General features: G+C 74.1%; 23 protein-coding genes. 8 read left to right on the forward strand and 15 right to left on the reverse strand.

The window, feature by feature from the left end:
- Positions 1 to 22: 22 nt before the first annotated feature.
- From IE305_RS25875 to IE305_RS25905, 7 genes are all read right to left on the reverse strand, one after another.
- A complete protein-coding gene (locus IE305_RS25875; RefSeq protein ID WP_190132162.1) occupies positions 23 to 940 on the reverse strand; it encodes a TatD family hydrolase in 918 nt (305 codons plus the stop codon).
- A gap of 51 nt (positions 941 to 991) precedes the next feature.
- Positions 992 to 1471, reverse strand: coding sequence for a hypothetical protein (locus IE305_RS25880; RefSeq protein WP_229891534.1), 480 nt, complete (start codon positions 1469 to 1471; stop codon positions 992 to 994).
- Between the two features lie 182 nt (positions 1472 to 1653).
- The gene (rsmI, locus tag IE305_RS25885) at positions 1654 to 2508 is read right to left on the reverse strand and encodes a 16S rRNA (cytidine(1402)-2'-O)-methyltransferase (protein ID WP_190132163.1); all 855 of its coding nucleotides are present in this window, start codon (positions 2506 to 2508) and stop codon (positions 1654 to 1656) included.
- Between the two features lie 59 nt (positions 2509 to 2567).
- Positions 2568 to 3011 carry a DUF6299 family protein gene (locus tag IE305_RS25890; RefSeq protein ID WP_190132164.1) on the reverse strand — a complete coding sequence of 148 codons (444 nt, stop codon included), beginning with the start codon at positions 3009 to 3011 and terminating at the stop codon, positions 2568 to 2570.
- A 141-nt stretch (positions 3012 to 3152) separates the two neighbouring features.
- Positions 3153 to 4016, reverse strand: a complete 864-nt coding sequence (locus IE305_RS25895; protein WP_190132165.1) for an EamA family transporter — start codon at positions 4014 to 4016, stop codon at positions 3153 to 3155.
- A 118-nt stretch (positions 4017 to 4134) separates the two neighbouring features.
- Positions 4135 to 5745 carry a penicillin-binding transpeptidase domain-containing protein gene (locus IE305_RS25900; protein ID WP_190132166.1) on the reverse strand — a complete coding sequence of 537 codons (1611 nt, stop codon included), beginning with the start codon at positions 5743 to 5745 and terminating at the stop codon, positions 4135 to 4137.
- A 166-nt stretch (positions 5746 to 5911) separates the two neighbouring features.
- Entirely contained in the window at positions 5912 to 7687 is a 1776-nt protein-coding gene (locus IE305_RS25905) for a dolichyl-phosphate-mannose--protein mannosyltransferase (RefSeq protein WP_190132167.1), read from the reverse strand.
- Between the two features lie 229 nt (positions 7688 to 7916).
- Between IE305_RS25905 and IE305_RS25910 the strand changes: the two genes are divergently transcribed.
- The 7 genes from IE305_RS25910 (at position 7917) to IE305_RS25940 (ending at position 14708) form a co-directional block, all read left to right on the forward strand.
- Positions 7917 to 9113, forward strand: coding sequence for a MarP family serine protease (locus tag IE305_RS25910; protein WP_190132168.1), 1197 nt, complete (start codon positions 7917 to 7919; stop codon positions 9111 to 9113).
- A gap of 205 nt (positions 9114 to 9318) precedes the next feature.
- Positions 9319 to 10407 (forward strand): energy-coupling factor ABC transporter permease, encoded by a 1089-nt coding sequence (locus IE305_RS25915; protein ID WP_190132169.1) that lies wholly within the window; start codon positions 9319 to 9321, stop codon positions 10405 to 10407.
- Position 10408: 1 nt separating this feature from the next.
- On the forward strand, positions 10409 to 11176 hold the full coding sequence (cbiQ, locus tag IE305_RS25920) for a cobalt ECF transporter T component CbiQ (RefSeq protein WP_190132170.1): 768 nt from the start codon (positions 10409 to 10411) through the stop codon (positions 11174 to 11176).
- Positions 11177 to 11308: 132 nt separating this feature from the next.
- Entirely contained in the window at positions 11309 to 12070 is a 762-nt protein-coding gene (locus tag IE305_RS25925; RefSeq protein WP_190132171.1) for an energy-coupling factor ABC transporter ATP-binding protein, read from the forward strand.
- A gap of 108 nt (positions 12071 to 12178) precedes the next feature.
- Entirely contained in the window at positions 12179 to 13369 is a 1191-nt protein-coding gene (locus IE305_RS25930) for a serine hydrolase domain-containing protein (RefSeq protein ID WP_190132172.1), read from the forward strand.
- A 10-nt stretch (positions 13370 to 13379) separates the two neighbouring features.
- Positions 13380 to 14180 carry an SDR family NAD(P)-dependent oxidoreductase gene (locus IE305_RS25935; RefSeq protein WP_190132173.1) on the forward strand — a complete coding sequence of 267 codons (801 nt, stop codon included), beginning with the start codon at positions 13380 to 13382 and terminating at the stop codon, positions 14178 to 14180.
- A gap of 159 nt (positions 14181 to 14339) precedes the next feature.
- The gene (locus IE305_RS25940) at positions 14340 to 14708 is read left to right on the forward strand and encodes a hypothetical protein (RefSeq protein WP_190132174.1); all 369 of its coding nucleotides are present in this window, start codon (positions 14340 to 14342) and stop codon (positions 14706 to 14708) included.
- 42 nt (positions 14709 to 14750) lie between these two features.
- Here IE305_RS25940 and IE305_RS25945 read toward each other — a convergent pair whose 3' ends face one another.
- The 3 genes from IE305_RS25945 to IE305_RS25955 all read right to left on the reverse strand — a co-directional run bounded on the left by IE305_RS25945 (position 14751) and on the right by IE305_RS25955 (position 18394).
- Positions 14751 to 15221, reverse strand: a complete 471-nt coding sequence (locus tag IE305_RS25945) for an NUDIX domain-containing protein (protein WP_190132175.1) — start codon at positions 15219 to 15221, stop codon at positions 14751 to 14753.
- Between the two features lie 240 nt (positions 15222 to 15461).
- Positions 15462 to 17663 (reverse strand): MMPL family transporter, encoded by a 2202-nt coding sequence (locus IE305_RS25950; protein ID WP_190132176.1) that lies wholly within the window; start codon positions 17661 to 17663, stop codon positions 15462 to 15464.
- A 122-nt stretch (positions 17664 to 17785) separates the two neighbouring features.
- Positions 17786 to 18394, reverse strand: coding sequence for a TetR/AcrR family transcriptional regulator (locus tag IE305_RS25955; protein WP_190132177.1), 609 nt, complete (start codon positions 18392 to 18394; stop codon positions 17786 to 17788).
- Positions 18395 to 18648: 254 nt separating this feature from the next.
- On the opposite strand from IE305_RS25955, the gene IE305_RS25960 reads away from it, so the two are divergent.
- A complete protein-coding gene (locus tag IE305_RS25960; RefSeq protein WP_229891536.1) occupies positions 18649 to 21963 on the forward strand; it encodes a S41 family peptidase in 3315 nt (1104 codons plus the stop codon).
- An 87-nt stretch (positions 21964 to 22050) separates the two neighbouring features.
- Here IE305_RS25960 and IE305_RS25965 read toward each other — a convergent pair whose 3' ends face one another.
- The 5 genes from IE305_RS25965 to IE305_RS25985 all read right to left on the reverse strand — a co-directional run bounded on the left by IE305_RS25965 (position 22051) and on the right by IE305_RS25985 (position 25690).
- Complete coding sequence (locus IE305_RS25965) at positions 22051 to 22260, reverse strand: hypothetical protein (protein WP_190132179.1); 210 nt, start codon at positions 22258 to 22260, stop codon at positions 22051 to 22053.
- 76 nt (positions 22261 to 22336) lie between these two features.
- Positions 22337 to 23236, reverse strand: coding sequence for an SDR family oxidoreductase (locus IE305_RS25970; protein WP_190132180.1), 900 nt, complete (start codon positions 23234 to 23236; stop codon positions 22337 to 22339).
- Positions 23233 to 24816 (reverse strand): flavin-containing monooxygenase, encoded by a 1584-nt coding sequence (locus IE305_RS25975; protein ID WP_190132181.1) that lies wholly within the window; start codon positions 24814 to 24816, stop codon positions 23233 to 23235. Before IE305_RS25975 ends, IE305_RS25970 begins: the two co-directional genes overlap by 4 nt.
- A 206-nt stretch (positions 24817 to 25022) precedes the next feature.
- The gene (locus IE305_RS25980) at positions 25023 to 25346 is read right to left on the reverse strand and encodes a hypothetical protein (RefSeq protein WP_190132182.1); all 324 of its coding nucleotides are present in this window, start codon (positions 25344 to 25346) and stop codon (positions 25023 to 25025) included.
- Positions 25343 to 25690 (reverse strand): DUF6247 family protein, encoded by a 348-nt coding sequence (locus tag IE305_RS25985; RefSeq protein ID WP_190132183.1) that lies wholly within the window; start codon positions 25688 to 25690, stop codon positions 25343 to 25345. The genes IE305_RS25980 and IE305_RS25985 overlap by 4 nt, the downstream gene beginning before the upstream one ends.
- Between the last annotated feature and the right edge of the window lie 15 nt (positions 25691 to 25705).

Consider the following 25705-nt stretch of genomic DNA (forward strand, 5'->3'; position numbering starts at 1 on the left):
CACGGTGTCGCGGATCGTGGTGTCAGTAGCCGAAGGCGCGTGCGGTATTGGCGGCGACGGCCGTGGCCAGCGCGTCCTCGTCGACGCCCTTGACGGCAGCCATCGCGCGCAAGGTGACCGGAATGAGGTAGGGCGCGTTGGGCCGTCCGCGATACGGCGCGGGCGTCAGGAACGGCGCGTCGGTCTCGACGAGGACGAGGTCGTCGGGGGCGACGGCCAGGGCGTCGCGCAGCGGCTGGGCGTTCTTGAAGGTGACGTTGCCGGCGAAGGACATGTAGTAGCCGGCGTCGGCGCAGATCTTGGCCATGGCGGCGTCGCCGGAGTAGCAGTGGAAGACGACGGTCTCGGGCGCGCCCTCCTCGCGCAGGACGCGCAGCACGTCGTCGTGGGCGTCGCGGTCGTGGATGACCAGGGCCTTGCGGTGCCGCTTGGCGATGTCGATGTGGCGGCGGAAGGAGTGTTCCTGGGCGGCCCGGCCCTCGTCGCCGGTGCGGAAGAAGTCGAGGCCGGTCTCGCCGACGCCGCGGACGTGCGGCAGCGCGGCGAGCCGGTCGATCTCCTCGAGCGCGGCCTCCAGGGCCGCATCGCCCCCGGCCGCCCGCTCGCCCTGCCGCGACCACCCGTCGGGATCCCCCAGCACGATGCGGGGCGCCTCGTTGGGGTGGAGGGCCACGGTGGCCCAGACGGCGTCGTGCGCCGCGGCGGTGTCGGCCGCCCAGCGGGAACCGGCGAGGTCGCAGCCCACCTGGACGACGGTGGTGACGCCGACGGCGGCGGCTTGGTCCAGGGCGTCCTGGACGGTGGTGCCGTGCGGCAGCATGTCCAGGTGGGTGTGGGAGTCGGCCACGGGGACGTTCAGCGGGGGCGGGGGCGGCGGGGGGACGTCCTTCCCGCCGTTGCCGTGGTCCGTATCGCCGCTGTTCGATGCTCTTGCCGCCATGCCGCCGATTCTAAGGACGACGGGCGGCGGGCCTCGCTTCCGGTGGAAGCCTCACTTCCGGTGGAAGGGCTTGAGCAGGTCGGAGAGGTGCCAGTGGTGGTGCTGCTGCGACTCGCGTCCGCCGCCGTCGAAGACGGGGCCGGCGGCCGGCTGGTCGGTGCGCGGCACCTCGGTGCGCGGGGTCAGGTGCAGGGCGTCGGCGATCACGGACACCTGCCCGGAGCGCATGATGCGGACGACGTGGGCGTCGCAGTTGGGGCACGTGGGGCGGCCGAGGGGCGACGGGACGCGCTCGCCGTCGGCGTAGTACACGACGAAGGGGCGGCCCTTGGCGTCGGTGTAGTGCCGTATTTCGTAGGACTGCTCCCAGCCGTGCCCGCAGCTCATGCACGCGAACGCGTACGACTCGTGGCCCACGTGGGTGCCCGGTGCGGTGCCGGGGCCGGTGCCGGGTGAGGCGCCGGCGCCGGTGACCGGGTGCGTGCGGGTGACCGGGTCGACGCCGCTGGGGGCTCCTGCGGTCTCGCTCATGGCAGCTCCTCTTGTCCGGAGGACAAGTCCGGGATCGGACGTCCCACCACCAGGGAACGCCCATCCCGCCGCCGGCGCAGCAGCCCGGCCCGCGAATTGGGGCAAACTTGGCGGCTTCATGCCCTGGACGCGTGGCTGCCATGCCTGGGCTTTGCTTTTCAGCTCAGCCCTTTACCTTATATTCAATCCCGCTGTGCGGCATTTTTTGCCGCAACGACGGCATCGAACACGCCCCTCTTGGGTACCCCGGCCTCGGCGGCCACCGCGGCGATGGCTTCTTTCCGACGTTCCCCCGCCTCTTCGCGGATCCGGACGCGGCGCACGAGCTCGGCGGCGTCCAGTTCCTCCGGGCCGCGCTCGGCCGCGCCCTCCACCACGATGGTGATCTCGCCGCGCACGCCCTCGGCGGCCCAGGCCGCCAGTTCGGCGAGCGGGCCGCGCCGCACCTCCTCGTACGTCTTGGTGAGTTCGCGGCAGACCGCGGCGCGGCGGTCGGCGCCGAGGACCTCGGCCATGGCGGCGAGGGTGTCGTCGAGGCGGTGCGGGGCCTCGAAGTAGACGAGGGTGCGGCGCTCGGCGGCGACCTCGCGCAGCCGGGAGAGCCGTTCACCGGGCTTGCGGGGCAGGAAGCCCTCGAAGCAGAAGCGGTCCACGGGCAGCCCGGAGACGGCCAGCGCGGTGAGCACGGCGGAGGGGCCCGGCACGGCGGTCACCTTGATGTCGCGCTCGACGGCCGCGGCGACCAGCCGGTAGCCGGGGTCGGACACGGACGGCATGCCGGCGTCGGTGACGAGCAGCACCCGTGCCCCGCCGGCCAGCGCCTCCACCAGCTCGGGGGTGCGGGCCGACTCGTTGCCCTCGAAGTACGACACGACGCGGCCGGTGGTGTGCACCCCCAGCGCCTGGGTGAGCCGGCGCAGCCGCCGGGTGTCCTCGGCGGCGATCACCTCGGCGGCGGCGAGCTCCTGGGCCAGCCGGGGCGGGGCGTCGGCGACGTCGCCGATGGGCGTTCCTGCGAGTACGAGCGTTCCTGTCACTCCCCCATCCTCGCAGGGGTGGCGCGCGGGGGTGCCGCGCGCCGGCGCGTCAGCGGGCGTCAGCGGGCCACGACGGTGACGGTGCGGACCGACGTCACGGCGAGGAAGTGGGGCACGGGGATGCCGCTGTGGTCGGGGCGGAAGTGCATCAGGGTGCCGTCGGCGCGGGCGGGGCCGGGCTGGAAGGGGGCGCGGGAGGGGCGTGCGGAGTTGCGCCATCGGTGGACGCGGCCGTCGCAGGTGGCGGTGGAGCCGCCGATGCCCTCGGTGCGGGCGCTCTGCATGAGGTTGCTGCCGATGTAGACGGTGGTGAGGGGGCGGCCGAGGGTGCAGCGGTAGGTGCCGGTCATGGTGACGGTGCCGTCGGGCGCGAGGCTGACGACGGGGTCGATGGTCATGCGGTGGGCGGTCTGCCGGGGGGCCGGGGCGGCCTGGGCGGTGACCGGGGTCAGGGCGGCGGCGGTCAGGGTGAGCGTGGCGGCGACGGCTTCGCGGAGGCGCATGGCGTCAGGGGTCCCTCGGGGTCGGACGGCTCGGGCTGGACGGACGGCCATGGATACACCCGGGGGCGCGTTCCTGGTGCGTACATCACCCGCGCGGCGGCGCGTCGGACGGCGCGTCACGTCCCGTACGCCCGGCGCGAGTCAGGCCGCGTGCGCCGGGCCGAGCAGCATCAGGCCGATGCCCACGACCATGAGCCCGGCCGCGGCCACCCGCGGCGCCCCGAACCGTTCCTTCATCACCGCCGCCCCGATCGCCGCGCCCACGAGGATGGACGACTCGCGCAGCGCGGCCACGGGCGCCAGCGCCGCCCGCGTCTGGGCCCACAGCACCAGCCCGTACGCCGCCACCGACAGCGCGCCGCCGAGCAGGCCGCGGACGACCACGGGCCGCAGCTGGGCGGCGAGCGCGCCGCGCCGTACGGCCAGCGCGTACGCGGGAATGGCGACGCCCTGGAGGAGCAGCAGCCAGGCGAGGTAGCCGAGGGAGGAGCCGGAGGTGCGGACGCCCATGCCGTCGACGACCGTGTACGAGGCGATGGCCAGGCCCGTGGCCGCGGCCGCGCCGATCGCGGCCCAGGGCGGCCGGGTGCCCGAGCCGCGGATGCCCCACACGGCGAGCCCTACCAGGCCGGCGGAGGCCACGGCGACGCCGGCGAGCTGGGCGCCGCCGGGCAGTTCGCCGGCGAGGACGGCGGCCAGCACGGTGACGGCCAGGGGCGCGGTGCCGCGGGCGATCGGGTACATCTGCCCGAAGTCGCCGAGCGTGAACGACCGCATGAGCAGCAGCTGGTAGAGCACGTGCAGGACGACGGAGGTCAGCAGGTACGGCCACGTGGCGGCGGCCACCGCGGGGACGAACGGCAGGATCGCCACGGCGCACAGCGCGCCCCCGCCGCCCACGAGCGTGAAGGCCACCAGCTGGTCCTTGACGGCGTGCGCCATGGCGTTCCAGCCGGCATGCGTGACGGCGGCGACGAGGACGGCGCAGACGACGAGGGGCGTCATGCGGCACGCCCCCGGGCGTGCCGGGCGTGGCCGGGGGCCGGTGGTATCCGTACGGGGAGGCTCATGTGGCGTGACGCTAGCGCCCGTTGGGGGCGCCGGCAGTAGCGCCGGTCACCCGTCAGGACGCGCGCAGCACCGCCGCCACGACCGGGCCCGCGGAGTCGCCGCCGTGGCCGCCGCCGGGGACGACCGCGGCGGCGGCCACGTCGTCGCGGTAGGCGGTGAACCAGCCGTTGGGCGCGGTCTGGCCGTCGACCTCCGCGGAGCCGGTCTTGGCGCCGGTGTCGCCGTCGAGGCCGGACATGGCCTTGGCGGCGGTGCCGGAGACGGCGGTGCGGTGCATCATCGCGCGCAGGTCGCCGGCGACCTGCGGGGGCAGCGGGCGGGCGGCGCGGGCGAGGGTGCGGCCGTCGACGGAGGGGTCGACGAGGTAGGGCTGGTGGAACGAGCCGGCGCGGACGGTGGCGGCGACGGAGGCCATATTGAGGGGGTTCATCTGCACCCGGCCCTGGCCGATCATCGCGGCGGCCTTCCCGGCGCCGCCGTCGGACGGCACGCTGCCGTCGAAGGTGGGGACGCCGGCCTTCCACTCCAGCCCGAGCCCGAAGACGTCCCGGGCCTCGGTGGCGAGGGCGTCGTCGGAGAGCTGCCCGGCGAGGCCGATGAAGGCGGTGTTGCAGGAGGCGGCGAAGTCCTGGGCGAAGGTGGCGCCGGGGTTCTCGCTGCTCTCCACGTTGTGGAAGGTCATCCCGTAGGTGGCCGTCTTGGGGCAGGGCAGGGGCTTGCCGGGGGACGCCTTGCCCTGTTCGAGGAGGAGCGCCGAGGTGACGATCTTCAGGGTGGAGCCGGGGGCGGTCTGGCCGCTGAGCGCGGGGTTGAATTCCGTGCGCTTGGCATTGGCGACCGCGAGGATCTCGCCGGTGCTCGCCTTGACGGCGACGACGGAGGCGTCGGCGTGCCGGGAGACGGCGGACTCGGCGGCGCGCTGGGCGGCGGCGCCGATGGTGGTGCGCAGGGTGCCGGGCTTGCCGGGTGCGACGGTGTGCAGGGGCGGCCGGCCGGCGGTGGGGGCGGTGCCGCCCTCGGCGCGTACCTCGATGGCGGGGGTGCTGCCGGCCTTCTCCGCGAAGCGCTTGCGGAGGGCGGGCAGGAGCGGGGTGAGCGACGGGTAGTCGCTCTCCGAGATCTCCCTGCCGTCCCGGTCGGTGATGGCGACCTGCGGGGTGCCGGAGGGGCCGGTGCGCAGCGTCTGGCCGGGGGTGAGCTTCGGGTGGAGCACGGCGGGCCGCCAGTCGACGAGGGCCTTGCCGGTGGTGCGGCCGCGGACGACCTCGAGGGCGGAGTCGTACGTCCAGGTGGAGCGCTTGTCGCCGTAGGCGACGTGGGCGGTGACGGAGAACGGCACCTTGGCGCCCTCGGCGGTGCCGCGCTTGAAGGCGACCTGTTCGACGTGGGCGGTCTCGCGGTAGCCGGCGAGGGCGGTGCCGGCGGCGCCGGCGTCGGTGGTGAGGGCGGCGGCCCTGGCGGTGTCGCCGCCGGCCCAGGCGGCGAGGAAGTCGCGCGCGGTGCGCTCGGTCTCGTCCGCGGTGGGCGGCCCGGTCCGTACGGGCGCCGCCTGTGCCTCGCCGGTGTCGGTGACGGCGTCGACGAGGCTGTAGGCGCCGACTCCGGCGGCCCCCACCAGTGTTGCGGCCACGACCCCCGTCGCGATCTTCGCGCCTCTGCGCATCCCTGATCCCTCCCCCTGGTCCCGGCGTCCTGTGTCAGGGACACCGAACGCGCACTCTACGGGGACGGATGGGGCAGGAGGCAGGTAATGGGCGGGGAAATTGACTCAAATGCGACGGTGTGAAGGATCACGCCGCGGGGCCCTGGGCCCCGGTCCGGACCCGGTTCTAGATCCAGGTGTCGAACCACATCCGGTTGCGCCACGCCTCCAGGGGGATGGCCTGGCCGCTGTAGAGCGGGAAGAAGTAGATGAAGTTCCAGGCGATGAGGAGGACGAGCGTGCCGGCCCCCACCGCGCCCAGGACCCGGCGCCGTTCGGAGGCGCCGCGCGGGCCGAGGAGCGTCCCCGTCAGCATGGCCACGGCCAGGCACAGGAACGGGACGAAGACGACCGAATAGAAGACGAAGATGGTGCGGTCCTGCCACAGGAACCACGGCAGGTAGCCGGCGGCCGCCCCGCACAGCACCGCCCCGGCCCGCCAGTCGCGGCGCAGCGCCCAGCGGTACAGGAGGTAGGCGAGGGCGAAGCAGGCGGTCCACCACAGCAGGGGCGTGCCGAGAGCGAGGACCTCGCGGGCGCACTTCTCGGCGGCGTCGGCGGGGCAGCCGTCCTTGCCGGGGCCGGGCGACTCGTAGAAGTACGAGACGGGCCGGGACTGGACCAGCCAGCTCCAGGGGTTGGACTGGTAGGTGTGCGGCGAGGAGAGATTGGTGTTGAACTCCCAGACCTGCTTCTCGTAGTGGAAGAGGCTGATCAGCGGGTTGACGACGCCGGCGAACGGGTAGTCCGTGCCGTGGCCGCCCTCGGTCTCGGCCCAGTGGCGCATGTAGCCGCTGTGCTTCCAGCCGGTGGTCCTGTCGTAGGTGCCGCTGTGGGTGAACCAGCCGGTCCAGGAGGCGAGATAGACGGCGACGGCGACGGGCACGGTGGCCAGGAAGGCCCAGGGCACGTCGCGGCGGAGCGTCGACAGCCAGGGCCGGCGGGCGCCGGCGGTGCGCCGGGCGCCGAGGTCCCACAGGACGGTGAGCAGGCCGAACGCGGCCAGGTAGACGATGCCGTTCCACTTGGTGGCGCAGGCCAGGCCGAGGAGGACGCCGGCCGCCAGTCGCCAGGGCCGCAGGCCCGGGCGCAGGCGGTCGCCGGCGTCGGGGTGGGGCAGGGAGGTGCCGGGGTCGGGGCCGTCGGGCAGGGCGGCGGCGAGCCGGGCGCGGGTGGCGTCGCGGTCGGCGAGCAGACAGCCGAAGGCCGCGAGCACGAAGAACATGAGCACGGTGTCGAGCAGCGCGGTGCGGCTCATGACGTAGTGCAGGCCGTCCATGGCCAGCAGGGCGCCGGCGAGGCAGCCGAGGAGGGTGGAGCGGAAGAGGCGGCGGCCGATGCGGCAGAGCAGGAACACGGAGGCGGTGCCGAGCAGCGCCACCATGAACCGCCAGCCGAAGGGGTTCAGGCCGAACAGCCATTCGCCGGCGCCGATGACCCACTTGCCGACGGGCGGGTGCACGACGTAGGCGGGGGCGTCGCCGAGGGTGGCGTGCCCGGCGATGATCTGGTCGTTGGCGTCCTTCGGCCAGTCGGCCTCGTAGCCGAACTGCCACAGGGCCCAGGCGTCCTTGGCGTAGTACGTCTCGTCGAATATGACGGCGTTGGGGCTGCCCAGGTGCCAGAAGCGGAGCAGGCCGGCGAAGAGCGCGACGAGCAGGGGCCCGGCCCAGCTCATGGAGCGGGCGAGCCGCAGGGCCGCGTCGGGCGCTACGCCCATCGCCTCCCAGAGCCGGGTGCCGGGCTCGGGGAACGGCGGTACGAGCCGCTCCCGCGCTCCGGGCTGCGGGGTGCGGCCGGCGGGGTCGCCGTAGCCGAACCGCCGCAGCCGGCGCTGCCACGGGGGCTGCTGCCCGTCTGCGGTCCCGGCCGTCCGGGCGTGCGTCGCGGTGTCACTGCTCACCGCGCCATCGTAGGGAACGACCCCCGCCCGGTCCCGGGGGCGCCGCGCGGGGTGGTGCGCGGGAGGGATGCGCCGGTCCTGCACCGGTTCGGGAGGGAGAGGGGTGGATACGTGTCGTACGCCATGAATGTGCCGTGATCGGGAACCGTGCGCGCCCCGGCCGCGTATTTCCAAGTCCCACGACCGTGGGCGCGATCGGGGGGCGCGTGTGTAAGGGAAGGGCTCCGCGTTGAACCTGATCGATCTGCTGCTGGTGGTGATCGTCCTCGCCTACGCCGTCTCCGGGTACCGGCGCGGGCTGGTGGCCAGCGCCGTGCTGCTCGCCGGTTTTCTCGGCGGTGCCGTGCTGGGCGTGTGGGTGCTGCCCGTCGCCTTGGAGCCCTTCGAGCCCGGCACACGGCTGGCCGCCGTCGTGGCCGTGCTCGTCGTGCTGCTGCCGGCCGCGCTGGGGCACGCCCTGGCCGCGCGGCTGGCGTGGCGGCTGCGGGCCCGGCTGACGTGGGCGCCGGTGCGCGGCGTGGACGGGATCGGCGGCGCCGCGCTGAACACGGTGGCCGTGCTGCTCGTCGGCTGGATGGCCGGCAGCGTGCTGCTGTCCGCCAATTCCACGCTGCTCACCCGCGAGGTCAAGGAGTCCGCGCTGCTCCAGGCCGTGCAGCGGGCCATGCCCGAGGAGGCGCCGACCTGGTTCGGCCGCACCACCCGGGCGCTTCAGGGCGCCGGCTTCCCGCAGGTGTTCAACCCCTTCGTCAACGAGCCCGCCACGAGCGTCCCCGAGCCGTCGGGCGACGCCGTCACGCCCGAGGTGCTGAAGGTGGCGCGCAGCAGCGTCGTCAAGATCGAGGGCGTCGCCGACGTCGGCGGGGGCCGCCGCGGCCAGGAGGGCAGCGGCTTCGTGTACGCCCGCGAGCACGTCATGACCAACGCGCACGTGGTCGCCGGTGTCACCGAGCCGACCGTCCGCGTCGGCGGCACCGGCCGCGCCCTCCGCGCCAAGGTCGTCCTCTTCGACCCGCGCACCGACGTGGCGGTGCTCGACGTGCCCGGCCTGACCGCGCCCGCCCTGCCGTTCGACACGTCGGGCCGCCGCGGCTCCCCCGCCGTCGTCGCCGGCTTCCCCGAGAACGGCGGCCTCGACCTGCGCGCCGCCGTCGTCGCCCACCAGGTCCGCGCCGAGGGCAAGGACATCTACGGCGACGAGATCGCGGTCCGCGACGTCTTCTCCGTCCGCTCCACCGTCCGCCCCGGCAACTCCGGCGGCCCCCTCCTCACCCCGGAGGGGAAGGTGTACGGGGTCGTCTTCGCCCGTTCCACCGCCGACCCCGAGACGGGGTACGCCCTCACCGCCGGGCAGGTCGCCGACGACGCGCGGCGGGCCGCCGCCGCCACGACACCGGTGAGCACGGGCAGCAGGGCGGCCCTGTGAACGCCCGGTAGATCCCCTTAAGGGTGCCCGTCACGCCAGGGGCGCGCAGTCGCAGGGCGCACGCTCTTGCCACTCATTCGCAGCGCGCGCCTATCATCGAGCGGTTCACGACAACGACCGAAGCGATCCGGCCAGGCGATCCGGTCACGCGATCCGGCCGGCCGTCGTGATCTTCCAGCCGATCGAGCGGGACGGAGCGCCCCCCATGCACGTACCGGACGGATTCATCGACGCCCCGGTGTCCCTCGGCACCGGGGCGGTCGCCGCCGCGTCCGTCGCCGTCTGCCTGCGCGGCGCGCGGCGGGAGCTGTCGGACGCCCAGGGCACGGACCGCACGGCCCCGCTGGCCGGCCTGGTGGCCGCCTTCGTGTTCGCCGTACAGATGCTGAACTTCCCCGTCGCCGCCGGCACCAGCGGCCACCTGCTGGGCGGCGCGCTCGCGGCGATCCTCGTCGGCCCGTACACGGGCGTGCTGTGCATATCCGTCGTCCTGCTCATGCAGGGCGTGCTCTTCGCCGACGGCGGCCTCACCGCGCTCGGCGTCAACATCACCGACATGGCGGTCGTCACCACCGTCGTCGCCTACGCCGTGTTCCGGCTGCTGGTGAAGGTCCTGCCGCGGCGCCGCCGCGCCGTGCCGGCCGCCGCCTTCGCCGCCGCCCTCGTGTCGGTGCCCGCCGCGGCCTGCGCCTTCACCCTCATTTACGCGCTGGGCGGCACCACCGACGTGCCGCTCGGCCAGGTGTTCACCGCCATGGTGGGCGTGCACGTCCTCATCGGCATCGGCGAGGCCGTGATCACCGCGCTGACGGTCAGCGCCGTCATGGCCGTCCGGCCCGACCTCGTGCACGGCGCCCGCGGCCTCGCCCGCCCGCTGGAGCTGCGCACCGCGGACGGGCAGGTCACCACGGCCACGCCGGCGACCGCCCCCGCCCCGGCCGCCACCCCGCGCCGCTCCGTACGGCCGCTGCTGGCCGGCGGCCTCGCCGCCGCCGTCGTCCTCGCCGGCTTCGTCAGCTACTACGCCTCCACCAGCCCCGACGGCCTGGAGAAGGTCGCCCACGACAAGGGCATCGACCGCACCACGAAGGAGCACGCCGCCAAGGACTCGCCGCTCGCCGACTACCAGGTGAAGGACGTCTCCGACAGCCGCCTGTCCGGCGGCCTCGCCGGCGTCATCGGCGTCGGCGCGACCCTCGCCGCCGGCACCGGCGTCTTCCTCGTCGTACGCCGCCGCGACCGGGCCGCCGACCGGGCCACCGACCGCTCCCCCGACCCCGCCGGGACGGCCTGACATGGGTGCCGGCCACTCCCACCCGCTCTACCGCGCGACGTCCTCGCCCGTCCACGCACTGCCCCCGCACTGCAAGATCGCGGCGGTCTTCTGCTTCGTCCTCGCCGTCGTCGCCACCCCCCGCGAGGCCCTGTGGGCCTTCGCGCTGTACGCGCTGCTGCTCGCCGGCGTCGCGGCCGCCGCCCGCGTCCCGGCCGGCTTCCTGCTGCGCCGCCTCCTCGTCGAGGTGCCGTTCGTGGCGTTCGCCCTGCTGCTGCCGTTCGTCGTGCCCGGCCCGCGGGTCACCGTCCTGGGCCTGCACCTCGGCCAGGAGGGCCTCTGGGGCGCCTGGAACATCCTCGCCAAGGGCACGCTCGGCGTCGCCGCGTCCGTCCTCCTCGCCGCCACGACCGAGCTGCGCGCCCTGCTGCTCGGCCTCCAGCGGCTGCGCCTGCCGTCGCTGCTCGTGCAGATCGCCGCGTTCATGCTGCGCTACGGCGAGGTCGTCACCGACGAGATGCGGCGCATGCGCATCGCCCGCGAGTCCCGCGGCTTCACCGCGCGCGGCGTCCGGCACTGGGGGGTGCTGGCGAAGTCCGCGGGGGCCCTGTTCATCCGCTCGTACGAGCGCGGCGAACGCGTCCACCTGGCCATGGTCAGCCGCGGCTACACGGGCACGATGCCGGTGATCCAGGAGGTCACCGCGACCGGCGCGCAGTGGGCACGGGCGGCGGCCCTGCCGCTGGCCGCGCTCGCGGTGACCCTGACGGCGTGGGCGGCACACCCGTAGGGCACCGCCCCCGCACCCGTAGGGCACCGCGCCCGTCCCCGTAGGGCACCGCCCCCGCGCCCCTAGGGCACACCGCCCCCGTAGCCGCACCCCTGGGCGTACCCGCACCCGTCCCCCTGAGAAGGAACCCCGATGACCCCACCCCCCTCCCTCCAGGTCTCCGGCCTCGCCTTCGCGTACCCCGACGGCCACCAGGCCCTCTTCGGCGTCGACCTGACCATCGGGCGCGGCGAGCGCGTGGCGCTGCTCGGGCCCAACGGCGCCGGCAAGACCACCCTCGTGCTGCACCTCAACGGCATCCTCGGCGGGGGCGCCGGGTCGGTGCACGTGGCGGGGCTGCCGGTGGAGAAGGCCCACCTGGCCGAGGTGCGGCGCCGGGTCGGCATCGTCTTCCAGGACCCCGACGACCAGCTGTTCATGCCGACCGTGCGGGAGGACGTCGCGTTCGGCCCGGCGGCGGCCGGGCTGCGCGGCGCCGAGCTGGAGGAGCGGGTGCAGGAGGCGCTGGAGCGGGTGGGCATGGCCGGGTTCGCGGACCGGCCGCCGCACCACCTGTCGTTCGGGCAGCGCCGCCGCGTGGCCGTGGCCACCGTGCTGGCCATGCGGCCGGAGATCCTCGTCCTGGACGAGCCGTCGTCCAACCTCGACCCGGCCTCCCGGCGCGAGCTGGCCGACGTGCTGCGCTCGCTGGACGTGACTGTGTTGATGGTCACGCACGACCTTCCGTACGCGCTGGAGCTGTGCGAGCGGTCGGTGATCCTCAGCGGCGGCGTGATCGCCGCGGACGCCCCGACCGGTGAACTGCTGTGCGACGACGAGCTGATGCGGGCGCACCGCCTGGAGCTGCCCTTCGGTTTCGACCCCCGGTCGGTGGCGGCGCCCGCCCGCCGCTGAGGGCGGGCGGGTCCCCCCGCGGTCGGGAGCACCCCTGGGCGCGTTGCACCATGGTGGGTGGTTTTGCAGTGATCGGCACGGTGGGACAGCACAGTGGAGCGGGCAACAGTGGTGGACGTCCAGGGGACGGTGGCGGACGGTTTCGAGCCGGTCCGGGACGCCTTCGCGGACAACTTCGCCCGGCGCGGCGAGCGCGGCGCGGCCGTGGCCGTCTACCGGGACGGGCGCAGGGTCGTCGACCTGTGGGCCGGCACCAGGGACGGTGACGCCGAGCCCGGCGACGGCGGCGCGGAGCCGTGGTCGCGCGGCACCGCGCAGGTCGTGCGCTCGGCCACGAAGGGCGTGGCCGCCGCGGTGCTCCTGCTGCTGCACCAGCGGGGCCAGGTGGACCTGGACGCGCCCGTCGGCACGTACTGGCCGGAGTTCAAGGCGGCGGGCAAGGAGCGCGTGCTCGTACGGCACCTGCTCGCGCACCGGGCCGGGCTGCCCGTGCTGGACACGCCGCTCACCCCGGCCGAGGCGGTCGACGGCGTCAGCGGGCCGCGCGCGGTCGCGGCGCAGGCGCCGGCGTGGGAGCCGGGCACGGACCACGGCTACCACGCGCAGACGTTCAGCTGGCTGATCGGCGAGCTGGTGCTGCGCGTGACGGGCCGGTCGGTGGGCACGTACGTGGCGGAGGAGATCGCCGGGCCGCTGGGCCTGGACCTGTGGATCGGCGTGCCGGAGACGGAGCAGCACCGGGTGGGCCGCATCGCCGCCATATCCACACCTGTGGACGGCGGGGCGCCGGGCCTGCGGGTGCGGCCGAAGAAGGCGGTGGCGGACGCGTACGCCGACCCGTCGTCGCTGACGCGCCGCGCGTTCGGTGCGATCGAGCCGCACGCGGACGAGAACGACGCGGCATACCGCGCCGCGGAGCTGCCGGGGTCGGCGGGCGTCGCCACGGCCGACGCGCTGGCCCGCTTCTACGCGTCGCTGACGGGCGTGGTGGACGGCGGGCGGCGGCTGTTCGCGCCGGCCACGCTGACGGTGGCGCGGACGGAGGAGTCGGCGGGCCAGGACCGGGTGCTGCTGGTGAACACGCGCTTCGGGCTGGGCTACATGCTGCACGGGCCGGCGTGCCCGCTGCTCGGCCCGGGGTCGTTCGGTCACCCGGGGCGGGGCGGCTCGCTGGCGTTCGCCGACCCGGAGTCGGGGATCGCGTTCGGGTACGTGACGAACGGCATGCAGAAGAACGTCACCGCCGACCCGCGGGCGCAGGCGCTGGTGCGCGCGGTTGCGAGGTCGCTCGCGGGGTAAGGCTGCCCGCATGACGGCGACGGCGACGCGGTTCGACGGCTGGGCGGTGTTCATCACGGGGGCGGGGCGCGGCATCGGCGAGGCCACGGCCCGCCGGTTCGCCGCGGAGGGTGCGCGGGTGCTGGTCACCGACCTGGACGGGGACCGTGCGGCGCGGGCCGCGGCGGCGCTGCGGGCGGACGGGCTGCGGGCGGAGTCGGCGCCGTGCGACGTGGCCGACGGGGCCGCGGTGGAGGCGGCGGTGGCCCGCGCGGTGGACTGCTTCGGCCGGCTGGACGTGCTGGTCAACAACGCGCTGTCGTGCCACCCGGACCCGCCGCTGCTGGAGGACTTCCCCGACGAGGTGTGGGCGGAGGACGTGGACGTCACGCTCACGGGTGCGTTCCGCTGCGCGCGGGCGGCGATGCCGCACCTGGCGGCGGCGGAGGGCCGCGGCGCGATCGTCAACGTCGGCTCGGTCAACGGCGAGCAGGACTTCGGCAACCACGCGTACAGCGCGGCGAAGGCGGGCCTGGCGTCCCTCACCCGCACCCTGGCGGGGCAGTGCGCGGGCCGGGGCGTACGCGTGAACCTGGTGGCGCCGGGGACGGTGCGCACGCCCAACTGGGACGGCTGGGAGGCGTCGTTGGCGCGCGCCGCGGAGCACTACCCGCTGGGGCGGGTGGGCCGGCCGGAGGACGTGGCGGCGGCGGTGGCGTTCCTCGCGTCGCGGGACGCGGCGTGGATCACGGGTGTGACGCTCCCGGTGGACGGCGGCATCCTCATCGGCAACGTGGGCCTCCGCGCGGCCCTGCGCCGCGGCCGGCTCTGACCACGCGTCCCACGGCTGCCGCGTGGGGCGGCGCATCACCGCTGGTGGGCGCGGGGCGCGTCCCAGGGACTCCCGGGGACGCCCGGTACGGCGGCGCGTCCGATGCGACCGGTGCGACGGTGGTCCCACCGACGGACACCAACCGCTCAGGGAGACCCGATGAACAAGCTCCAGCGGACCGCCCTCGCCCTGGCCGCCACCACGGCCGCCCTCACCGCGGCGGTCGCCCCGGCGGCCGCGTCCCCCGGCCCGGGCGTCCTCAGCGCGACCGGCTGTCACGGCACGACGTGCATCTACGTCAACGGCTCGGGCCTGCGCGTCAACTACGCGGTCGTCACGAACAAGAAGGGCAGCACGGTCGGCCGCGGCATGATCTCCAGCAACTGGGACGGCCGCACCCACACGGGCCCCCGCCTGAAGAAGGGCCAGTCCTGGCGCTTCGACTACAACCGCATCATGAACAACGGCAACAAGGTCTGCGGCTCGATCGAGGGCATCGACGTGGCCTGCGTGACGATCCACCGCTGACGGACGACGACCGGGCCGCCACCCCTGGGGGTGGCGGCCCGGTCACCCCAGATAGGGCGCCGTGCGCCGCTCCAGGTAGTGCCGGATCCGCAGACGCTGGGTGTGGTGCATCGGCAGCGCGTCGAGTTCGGCCGGCGGGACGAAGCGGAGCTCGGTCGACTCGTCCGAGACAGCGAGCGTGCCACCGGTGATGCGGGCCGTGAAGCACACGTTGAACTGGCGGCGCACCTCGCCGTCGCTGTACGCGATGACGTGCCGCGGGTCGGTGTACGTGCCCACGAGCCCGGTGATCTCCACGTCCAGCCCGGTCTCCTCCTTGACCTCGCGCACGGCCGCGCCGGGCAGCGACTCGCTCATCTCCATCGCCCCACCGGGCAACGCCCACAGCCCGCTGTCCCGCCGCCGCTGAAGCAGAATGCGCCCCTCCGCGTCGGCGACGACGGCCGACGCGGCCGCGACCAGACTGTTGGGCTCGGGCGCGCCGGGGTCGTCGTAGTACTCGGTACGGGCCACGTGGTCAGCCTTCCCCGCCTACCGCAGAGGTTTACCCCCGTTCCCACCCGGTGGGTTGACGCCCCGTTCGCCGGGCCGGAGCAGCCTGTGTGGGCGGGGGCGGGGTTGCCAGTGCCGAGGGTCGACGGGGCCTACGTGTGGGGCGGCAACGTCGACACGCCCCATGACCCGCTTTCCGGGCTGGCCCACTGCTGACAGGCAAGGGGGGTGGGGCCTCGGCCCCACCCCCCTCACGTCATGTCACACCCTCGCCGGTTCGCGGTCCTCCGGCCGCTCCGCCGCCGGCGCCAGGTGCTTCTGGAGCTGTTCGCCCTCGACGTCGACGTTCGGCAGGGCGCGCTCGAGCCACTTCGGGAGCCACCAGGCCCGCTCGCCCAGGAGTGCCAGGACTGCCGGGACGATGGCCATGCGGACGACGAACGCGTCGAAGAACACCGCGATGGCCAGGCCGAAGCCGATCATCTTGATCATGGGTTCGGACGAGCCGATGAAGCCCGCGAACACGCTGATCATGATGACGGCCGCCGCCGTCACCACCCGGGCGCCGTGCCGGAAGCCGGTGACGACCGCCTGGCCGGGGCGCTCGCCGTGGACGTACGCCTCGCGCATGCGGGTGACGAGGAAGACCTCGTAGTCCATGGCCAGGCCGAAGACGACACCCACCATGAAGATCGGCATCATGCTCATGATCGGGCCGGTCTCCTCGACCCCGAACACGCCGCTCAGCCAGCCCCACTGGAAGACGGCCACCACCGCGCCGAGCGCGGCGACCACCGAGAGCAGGAAGCCCAGCGCCGCCTTCAGCGGCACCAGCACCGAGCGGAAGACGACCATCAGGAGCAGGAACGCCAGGCCGACGACGAGCGCCAGGTACGGCAGCAGCGCGTCGTTCAGCTTCTGCGACACGTCGATGTTGACCGCGGTGGTGCCGGTGACCAGGACCTTGGCGTCCGTCTTCGCTTCGACGTCGGCGCGGGCGGCGCGGATGTCGTGGACCAGCTTCTCGGTCTGCTCGCCGCTCGGCTTCGACTTCGGGACGACCGTGATCGTCGTCGTGTCGTGCGCCTCGTTGAACCGGCCCGGCACCACCGCCGCGACGTCGTCCAGGCCCTGGACCGTCTTCACCACGGCGTCGGCCGCGCCCTGCGGGTTCTTGCTGTCCTTCGTGTCGACGGCCAGCAGCAGCGGGCCGTTGAGGCCCGGGCCGAAGCCCTCGCTCATCAGGTCGTACGCCTTGCGCTGCGTCGTGTTCACCGGCTGCGAGCCCTCGTCGGGCAGGCCCAGCACCAGGGAGCCGGCCGGCACCGCGATCGCGCCGAGGCCCAGCACGCCCACCAGCAGCACCATCACCGGACGGCGCAGCACGAACCGGGACCAGCGGGTGCCCATGTTCGGCTTCTCGTCGCCTGCCGGAACCGCCTTGCCCTTGCGGACCTTGCGGGCCAGCACCTGGCGGCCGGCGAAGCCGAGCAGCGCCGGTATCAGGGTCAGCGCGATGAGCACGGCGAGGGCGACGGTGAAGGCCGCGGCCATGCCCATCTTCGTCAGCATGGGGATGTTGACGACGGCGAGGCCCGCCAGCGCGATGACGACGGTGAGGCCGGCGAAGACGACCGCCGAGCCCGCCGTGCCGACGGCCCGGCCGGCCGCCTCCTCGCGTTCGCGGCCCTCGGCGATCTCCGCGCGGTAGCGGGAGACGATGAAGAGGGCGTAGTCGATGCCGACCGCCAGGCCGATCATCGTGGCGAGAGTGGCGGTGTTGTTGCCCAGGTCGAGCGCCGCGGCCAGGGCGGTGATGGAGGAGACGCCGATGCCGACGCCGATGATGGCGGTGAGCAGCGGCAGGCCCGCGGCCACCAGCGAACCGAAGGTGATCAGCAGGACGACGGCGGAGACGGCGATGCCGATGATCTCCGTCGAGCCGGACTGCGGCATGGCCTGGAGCGCGCTGCCGCCGGTCTCGACGGTCAGCCCGGCGGCCCGGCCGGCCTCGGGCGCGGCCTTGAGGTTGTCGCGCGTCTCGTCCGTCAGCTCGTTGGCCTTGACCTTGTAGGTCACGGACGCGTACGCGGTGCGGCCGTCCTTCTTGCTGACGGCCTGCGTGGTGAACGGGTTGGCGACGCCGGCCAGCTGCGGCCCGCGGAGGGCGTGCACGACGTCTTCGACGGCCTGCTTGTTGCGGCCCTCGTCGATGCGCTGGCCCTCGGGGGCCTTGAAGACGATGCGGGCCGTCGCGGCGTCCGCCTTCATCTCGGGGTTGCGCTGTTCGAGCAGGTCGAAGGCGCGCTGCGCCTCCGTGCCGGGTATGGAGAAGTTGTCGGTGGACTTGCCCGCCGAGGCGGCGCCCGCGCCGGCGAGCGCCAGCAGCGTCACCCAGATCAGGGCGACGTACCAGCGGCGCCGGAAGGCGAGCCGGCCGAGTCGGTAGAGGAACGTGGCCATCGAGGCGTGGTGCTCCCGTCGGATCGGATGAGTGATCGATTGCGTGATCGGGTGTGGGGGTGCGGCCCGGCCCGACGGGAGCGGTACGCGTCAGGTGGAGCCCGGATGGGGAGTCGGGGACGTCAGCAGGGCCGGACGCCGAGGGCGGGGAGGACCACGGCGTCGATGTAGCCGGAGAGGTACGCGGGGTCGACGGGCGTGTCGTCGATGAGCGGGCGGGCCATGAAGACGCCCACCATCAGGTGCGCCACGTACCCGAGCGCCGGATTGTCCGGCGCGACCTCGCCCCGGTCCACGGCGCGCCCCAGCATGGCGTCCAGCGCGGCGAGTTCCGGCTCGATCAGCAGCCGGCGGAGCGCCTGCTTCAGGTCGGCGTTGTCGTGGACGGCCCGGTGCAGGCCCCGCATGAGCGCGGCGTCCTCCACCATGCGGTCCTCCTCGGCGTCGCAGACCATGGCCTGGAGGTCGCCGCGGACGGACCCGGTGTCGATGTCCGCCAGGCTCACCGGCTGCTGGTGCCGCAGGGCGCTCGCGACCAGCTCCGGCTTGCCCTTCCACTGGCGGTAGAGGGTGGCCTTGCTGGCGTGCGTACGGGTGGCGACGGCGTCCATCGTCAGGCCGTCGTAGCCGACCTCGCGCAGCAGCGCGAGCACCGCCTCGTACAGCTCGGACTCCCGCTCGGGCGTCAGGCGGGTGCGGCGCGCCGGTGTCCTCGACGAGTCCTCTGTCATGCCGCTCCTCCTCACACCACGCCCGGCGGTGGTCCTACGCGTACGAAACGGTTTCGTACCGATACGAGCGTACGACTTCCGGCCACCGAAACGGAGTCGTTTCGATGGTGTTTTCGGTCACGGACCGAGTTGCCGCCGCCCAAAGGGGCCGAAACCATGGTTGGGTGAGCGACGCACGCGCGGCCTCCGGGCCGCAGACGATCACGAAACCCGCAGGCTCGCCGCGCGGGCGGAGAAGCGAACAGTCGGGCGCAGTGAGTGATGCCTACCTTCGCTTTCCTCACCTCCACGGCGATCTCCTCTGCTTCGTGGCGGAGGACGACCTGTGGCTGGCCACTATCGGCGGCGGGGCCACGCGCCCCTGGCGGCTGACCGTCGACCGGACCCGCGCCGGCCACCCCCGCTTCTCCCCCGACGGCACGCACATCGCCTTCACCAACTGGCGCAGTCTCGACCCCGAGGTGTACCTGGTGCCGGTGGGCGGCGGCTCGGCGCGCCGGCTCGGCTACTGGGGCAGCACCGACACGCGCGTGTGCGGCTGGGCGCCGTCCGACCGCGGCGACGAGGCGCACGACATCCTCGCCGTGTCCTCGCACGGCCAGCCGTTCTCGTACTTCTCCTGGGCCTACCGGCTGCCCACCGACGGCAGCCCCGGCCTGCGCCTGCCCTGGGGGCCGGTCTCCGACATCGCCATGGGCGAGGTGGGCGGCGAGCACGCCACGCTGCTGCTGGCCGGGAAGCCGCCGCACGAGCCCGCGAGCTGGAAGCGCTACCGCGGCGGCGCCACGGGCCGGCTGTGGCTGCTGGGTGCCGAGCAGCGGCGGCTGGTGCCGGACATCGGCGGCCACCTCGACTCGGTGATGTTCGTCGGCGACCGCATCGCGTTCCTCTCCGACCACGAGGGCGTCGGCAACCTCTACTCCTGCACCCCCGACGGCACGGACCTGCGCCGCCACACCGACCACGACGACTTCTACGCCCGCCACGCGGCCACCGACGGCGAGCGCGTGGTCTACCAGTGCGCGGGCGACGTGTGGCTGGTGGAGGACTTCTCGCCCGGCGGTACGCCGCGCCGCCTGGACCTGCGGCTCGGCGGGGCGCGGGCGGGCCGCCGCCGGTACCAGGTGCAGGCGGCGCAGCACGTCTCGTCGCTGGCCGTGGACACCACGGGCCGGGCCAGCGCGGTGGGCGTCCGCGGCAGCCTGTACTGGCTCACGCACCGCGACGGGCCGGCCCGTGCCATCGCCGACACGCCCGGGGTCCGCGTCCGGCTGCCCGAGATGCTCGGGTCGACCGGGCAGGTGGCGTACGTGACGGACGTGGCGGGCGAGGACGCCGTGGAGATCGCCCAGCTGCCGCGCGCCGCCGGCCCGTCCGCGCCGCGCCGGCTGGCGGCCGGGCAGCTGGGACGGGTGCAGGAGCTGATCGCCTCGCCGGACGGCCGGCGGCTGGCCGTGGCCGCGCACGACGGGCGGCTGCTGCTGGTGGACGCCTCCCCGGAGGGGAACGGCGAGGTGGAGGAGCTGATCCGGTCCGACAACGGGCCGGTACGGGACCTGGCGTTCGCGCCCGACTCCGGGTGGCTCGCCTGGTCGCACCCGGGCATCGGCCGCTCGCTGCGGAAGATCCGCATCGCCCGGCTCACGAACGGCACGAGCACGGGCAACGGCGCGGGCAACGGCACCGGAAGCGGCGCCCGTACGGTCGTGGACGTCACCAACGGCCGTTTCGAGGACGAGCAGCCGGTGTTCACGCGCGACGGCCGCTACCTGGCGTTCCTGTCCTGGCGCGGCTTCGACCCGGTGTACGACGTGCACACCGGCGACCTGTCGTTCCCGCTGGGCTGCCGCCCCTACCTCGTACCGCTGTCGTCGGCCACGCCGTCGCCGTTCGCGCTCACCACGGAGGGCCGGCCGCCCGGCGGCGGGCTGGACCTGGACGACATCGGGGACAGCGAGGGCGCGGTGATGGTGGAGGTGGAGGGGCTGGAGAGCCGGGTGACGCCGTTCCCGGTGGCGGCCTCGAAGTACTCCTCGCTGCACCCGGTGAGCGGCGGCGGCCTGGTGTGGCTGCGCTGGCCGATCTCCGGCGCGCTCGGCGAGACGTTCGTCAACCCCACCGACACCTCCGGGCGCCCCACGCTGGAACACTTCGACCTGTGCAAGGGCAAGCGCTCCGAACTGAGCGGCAGCCTCGACTGGTTCGCGGTCAGCGGCGACGGCACCCGGCTCGTCCTCAACGACGAGGGCGACCTGCGGGTCGTGCCCGCCACCGAGGCCGGTGACCTGGACAGCACCGTCTTCGTCGACATGCGGCGCATCCTGCACGAGGCGGACCCCGGCGCCGAGTGGCGGCAGGCGTACGACGAGGCCGGCCGGATCACGCGCGCCTACTACTGGGACCCGGGCATGTGCGGCGTCGACTGGGACGGTGTGCTGGAGCAGTACCGGCCGCTCGTCGAACGGGTGGCGTCCCCCGACGAGTTCGCCGACCTGCTCCGCGAGGTGCTGGGCGAACTGGGCACCTCGCACGCGTACGTCACTCCGGCGCGCCGCAACGAGGGCCCGCCGCACTACCAGCGCGCCATCGGCCTGCTCGGCACCAACTTCACGCGGCAGAAGGACGGTTCGTGGACGGTCCGGCGCATCCTGCCGGGCGAGTCGTCCGACTCCAAGGCCCGCTCGCCGCTGGCCGGCACCGGGGTCCGCGAGGGCTGGACGCTCACGCACGTCGACGGCCGGCCCGTGGACCCGGTGGCCGGCCCGTACCCGCTGCTGGCGGGCGCGGGCGGCACGACCGTCGAGCTCAGCTTCGTCCCGCCCGGGCCGGAGGCGCACCCGCGGCGCGTCGCCGTGGTGCCGCTGATCGACGAACGGCCGCTGCGCTACCAGGACTGGGTGGCCAAGCGCCGCGCCGTCGTCCGCACACTCAGCGACGGCAAGTGCGGCTACCTGCACATCCCCGACATGGGCGGCTCCGGCTGGGCGCAGTTCAACCGCGACCTGCGCCGCGAGATGTCGCTGCCCGCGCTCATCGTGGACGTGCGCGGCAACGCCGGCGGCAACATCAGCGAGCTGGTGGTGGAGAAGCTCACCCGCACCATCATCGGCTGGGACCTGACGCGCGACGCGCAGCCGGTGTCGTACGCGAGCAACGCGCCGCGCGGCCCGGTCGTGGCGATCGCGGACGAGATGACGTCGTCCGACGGCGACATGATCACGGCGGCGTTCCGGCTCCAGGGCATCGGGCCCGTGGTGGGCCTGCGCACCTGGGGCGGCGTCGTCGGCATGACCGGGCGGCACCGGCTGGGCGACGGCACGCACATCACCGTGCCGATGAACGCGGCCTGGTTCGACACGTACGGGTGGGGCGTGGAGAACCACGGCGTGGAGCCGGACATCGAGATCGACCGGACGCCGCTGGACTGGGCCGAGGGCCGCCACCGGCAGCTGGACGACGCGGTGCGGGTCGCCCTCGACCTGCTGGAACGGCACGGCGCCGCCGAACCGCCGGACTACTCCGGGGTGCCGGACCTGCGCCGGCCCGAGCTGCCGCCGCGGAGCCCGTAGGGGCAGTACGGGGGCGTACGGAAGGGGCGCGCCCGGTGGACCGGGCGCGCCCCTCGGCGGCATGTCAGCCGTTCACTGCAGAGCCGTTCACTGCAGGTCGTCGAGGTCGTCCAGCGACTCCTGGGCCTGCTGACGGCCCTGCTGGCCCTTCTGCTGGGCCTGCTGCTGGCCCTGCTGGCCCTTCTGCTGGATGTTCTCCCGACCCTGCTGGCCGCGCTGCTTGGCCTGCTGCTTGGCGCCCTGCATCTTGTCCTGCGCCTGCTGCCGGGCCTGCTGCGCCTTGTCCTTCATGCCCATGTTGTTCAACTCCTAGGGAGAGGGGGTAAGTGGGCCGCGACCAGCCTCACATACCCGGACACAGGCCGCATTTCGATCAGTTACGCTGTGTGTCCGCCGCCGTGGCCGGACGCCCGGCGGCCGCCGCGCCGCCCGCGCCCACCAGCCCCGGCCGCAAGCCCCTCAGCCGGGGCGCGATCCGGCGCATCTCCCGGGCGCCGCCCAGCGCCACGAGCGCCGGCAGCGCGCCGCGCAACGGCTGCATCACCCGCAGCCAGCCCTGCCCGTAGACGTGGGCCGACCGGCGCTCGATGCCGGCCACCAGCCGGTCGGCGGTGGGGCCCAGCGGGTACGTGCGGTTGAGCGGCCAGGGCGCGCGCTGCCGCATCTCGCGCATCACGCCGACCTCGTCCGCGCCGCGCACCATGTCGGTGTCGGTCCAGCTGAGGTAGGCCACCCCGACCCGTACGCCCCGGTGGGCCACCTCGGCGCGCAGGCTGTGGGCGTACGCCTCCACGCCCGCCTTGGACGCGCAGTACGCCGTCATCAGCGGCGCCGGCGCGATGGCGGCCAGGGAGGCGATCTGGAGCAGATAGCCGCGGCTCTCCGCGAGGGCGGGCAGGAAGGCCCGGCCGGTGACCGCACTGCCGACGAGGTTGACCTCGACCACGCGCCGCCACGCGTCGGGGTCCGAGCTCTCCAGCAGCCCGCCGGTGGCCACGCCGGCGTTGGCCACGACGACGTCGATCCGGCCGAAGCGGCCGGCGGCCTCGGCCGCGACCTCCGCCATGTCCTCGTGGTCGGTGACGTCGGCGTGCCAGACGGCGGACTCGGTGGGCAAGGAGGCGGCCACGCGGCGCAGTTCGTCCGGTTCGAGCCCCACCAGCGCCACGCGCGCCCCGCGCGCGGCCAGCTTGCGGGCGAGCTGCTCGCCGACGCCGCGCGCCGCCCCGGTGACGACGGCGACCTGGCCGTGCAGGCCCCTCGCGGCCCTCATCGCGCGGCCTCGGCCGACGAGGCGGTGGTGGTGGCGGCCGGGCTCCGCCGGGCCCGGGGCGGGCGCAGCACCTGGTACTCGGTGAGGTCGACGTGGCGCGTGGCCTTGCGGAACTCCGCCGTCGTGCCCGGCCACAGGGTGCTGTTGCGGCCGTTGGCGTCGAGGTACCAGCTCTTGCAGCCGGTGTTCCACACCGTCCGCTCCATCCGCTTCTGCACCTTGCGGTTCCAGGCCCGTACGGCCGAGGGGCGGGCGTCGAGCGCGGCCGTGCCGCCCAGGACGTCGAGCTGGCGGAGGTAGTCGGCCAGGTAGTTCAGCTGCGACTCGATCATGAGGATCATCGAGCTGTTCCCGAGGCCCGTGTTGGGCCCGACGATGGTGAGGAGGTTGGGGAAGCCGGCGGCGGTGCTGCCGCGCAGCGCGGCCATGGCGCCCTCCTTGCGCCACGCCTCGGTCAGCGTCACGCCCTCCGCGCCGGTGATGCGCGTACCGATGGGCATGTCGGTGACGTGGAAGCCGGTGGCGAAGACGATCACGTCGGCCTCGGCGGTCGTACCGTCGGCGGCCACGAGTGTGGAGCCGCGCACCTCGGCGAGGCCGGAGGCGACGACGTCGGTGTTGGGGGCCGTGAGCGCCGGATAGTAGTCGTTGGACAGCAGGATGCGCTTGCAGCCGATGCGGTAGTCCGGCGTCAGCTTGGCGCGCAGCGCGGGGTCCTTGATGCTCCTGCGCAGGTGGGCGGTGGCCACGCGCTCCATCAGGCCCAGCTGGTCCGGCCGCTTCGTGAAGAGGCCGACCTGCGCCTCGCGGATGCCCCACAGCAGGCCGCGGCGCAGCAGCCGGCTGGCGGGCACGGTGCTGTGCAGCCACCGCTCGGCGGCAGTGATGGCCCGGTCGGCGCGCGGCAGCACCCACGGCGGGGTGCGCTGGAACAGGGTGAGGCGGCCGGCGAGCGGCTGGAGGGCGGGCACGATCTGGATGGCGGAGGCGCCGGTGCCCACGACGGCGACGCGCTTGCCGCGCAGCTCGGCGCCGTGGTCCCAGCGCGCGGAGTGGAAGACGGCGCCGGGGAAGCCGTCGAGGCCCGGCACGTCCGGGATGACGGGGTCGGAGAGGGCGCCGGTCGCGGAGACGACGACGTCGGCGGTCCAGTCCTCCTCGCCGCTCGTCTCCAGCTCCCAGCGGAACGTTTCCGTGTTCCACCGGGCCGCGCGCAGCTCGCTGTTGAGGCGCAGGTGCGGCCGGATGCCGTACGTGTCGGTGACACGCTCCAGATAGGCGCGGATGTGCGGCTGGCCGGAGAAGTTGCGCGGCCAGGCGGGCTCGGGCGCGAAGGAGAACGAGTAGAGGTGGGAGGGGACGTCGCAGGCGCAGCCCGGGTAGGTGTTGTCGCGCCAGGTGCCGCCGACGGCGCCGGCGCGCTCCAGGACGACGAAGTCCGTTATTCCCTCGCGGCGCAGCCGGACGGCGGCGCCGAGCCCGCCGAACCCGGACCCGATCACCGCGACGCGCACGTGCCGCGTGGGACGCTCCGCCCCGGACCGCTCCGACCCAGGACGTTCCGTGTGGTGCCCGACCATGCCGCCTCCCCGGAGAACCGCTCGACGCTGCCCGAACATGCCGGTGAGCGCTGGCCGTTGTTGCCATCGTTCACTGGCACAGTCGAGAGCGTAGGGCAGCCCCCCGAGGCAGCGGTAGACGCGGGATACCGCGGGTTACGGGGTGGCGGGGAGGGCGGGGGTCAGCTCTGCGCGGCGCCGAAGACGGCCGTGACGGGCCCAGGCCGTCACTGCCAGAAGATCTCTTCCACGATGATCTGCGGATCCTCGGTCCGCCGCACGAACGTGTACTTCAGCCAACCATGCCCGTGGTCGAAGTACAGAACACGAGGCCCCTTCGGCTGGCTGGACCTGACGGGTTCGACCCGCATGCTTGCAGACAGGACTGCATCCGTGTCGAGCCCGCGAAAGTACGGGTCGTCCGCCGTGACCAGCTCTGCGCGGGCTGCGTCGACCATCTTCCGTACATGCTCGGGCAGCGCGTCACGTGCGGCCTGAGCCTTGAGAGTCCAGTCCATCTGCCAGGGCGGCCCCATGAACCCGCTGGTCACTGACCGGGCTCCGTGCGGGCCGCCATGTGGCGGATGTTGGACGCTTCTTCCAGAAGCGCCTTGGCTTCGGCGGCATCGGTGCACTCGTGGGCAGCGCGGTGTTCGAGAGCGGTGACGTGGGCGTCGAGCTCCGGATCGCGGGCGATCGCGTACTCGCCCCACCACCTCGCCATGAAGGCGGGCACGGTGGTGATGTCGTACGCGTCGGCGACGTACCGCTTCCAATGCGCATCGAAATCGGGCAGGAGCTGAGGGGCGTGCTGAACGATGGCTTCCCGGAGAGCCTTCGGCGTTCTCTCCGGCATGGGCGGGATGCCCGGCTCCCCCATGGCAGCGGTGGTCATCGCGGCCCTCCTCCA

The organism is Streptomyces mashuensis (genome assembly GCF_014654785.1).
Classification (GTDB): Bacteria; Actinomycetota; Actinomycetes; order Streptomycetales; family Streptomycetaceae; genus Streptomyces; species Streptomyces mashuensis.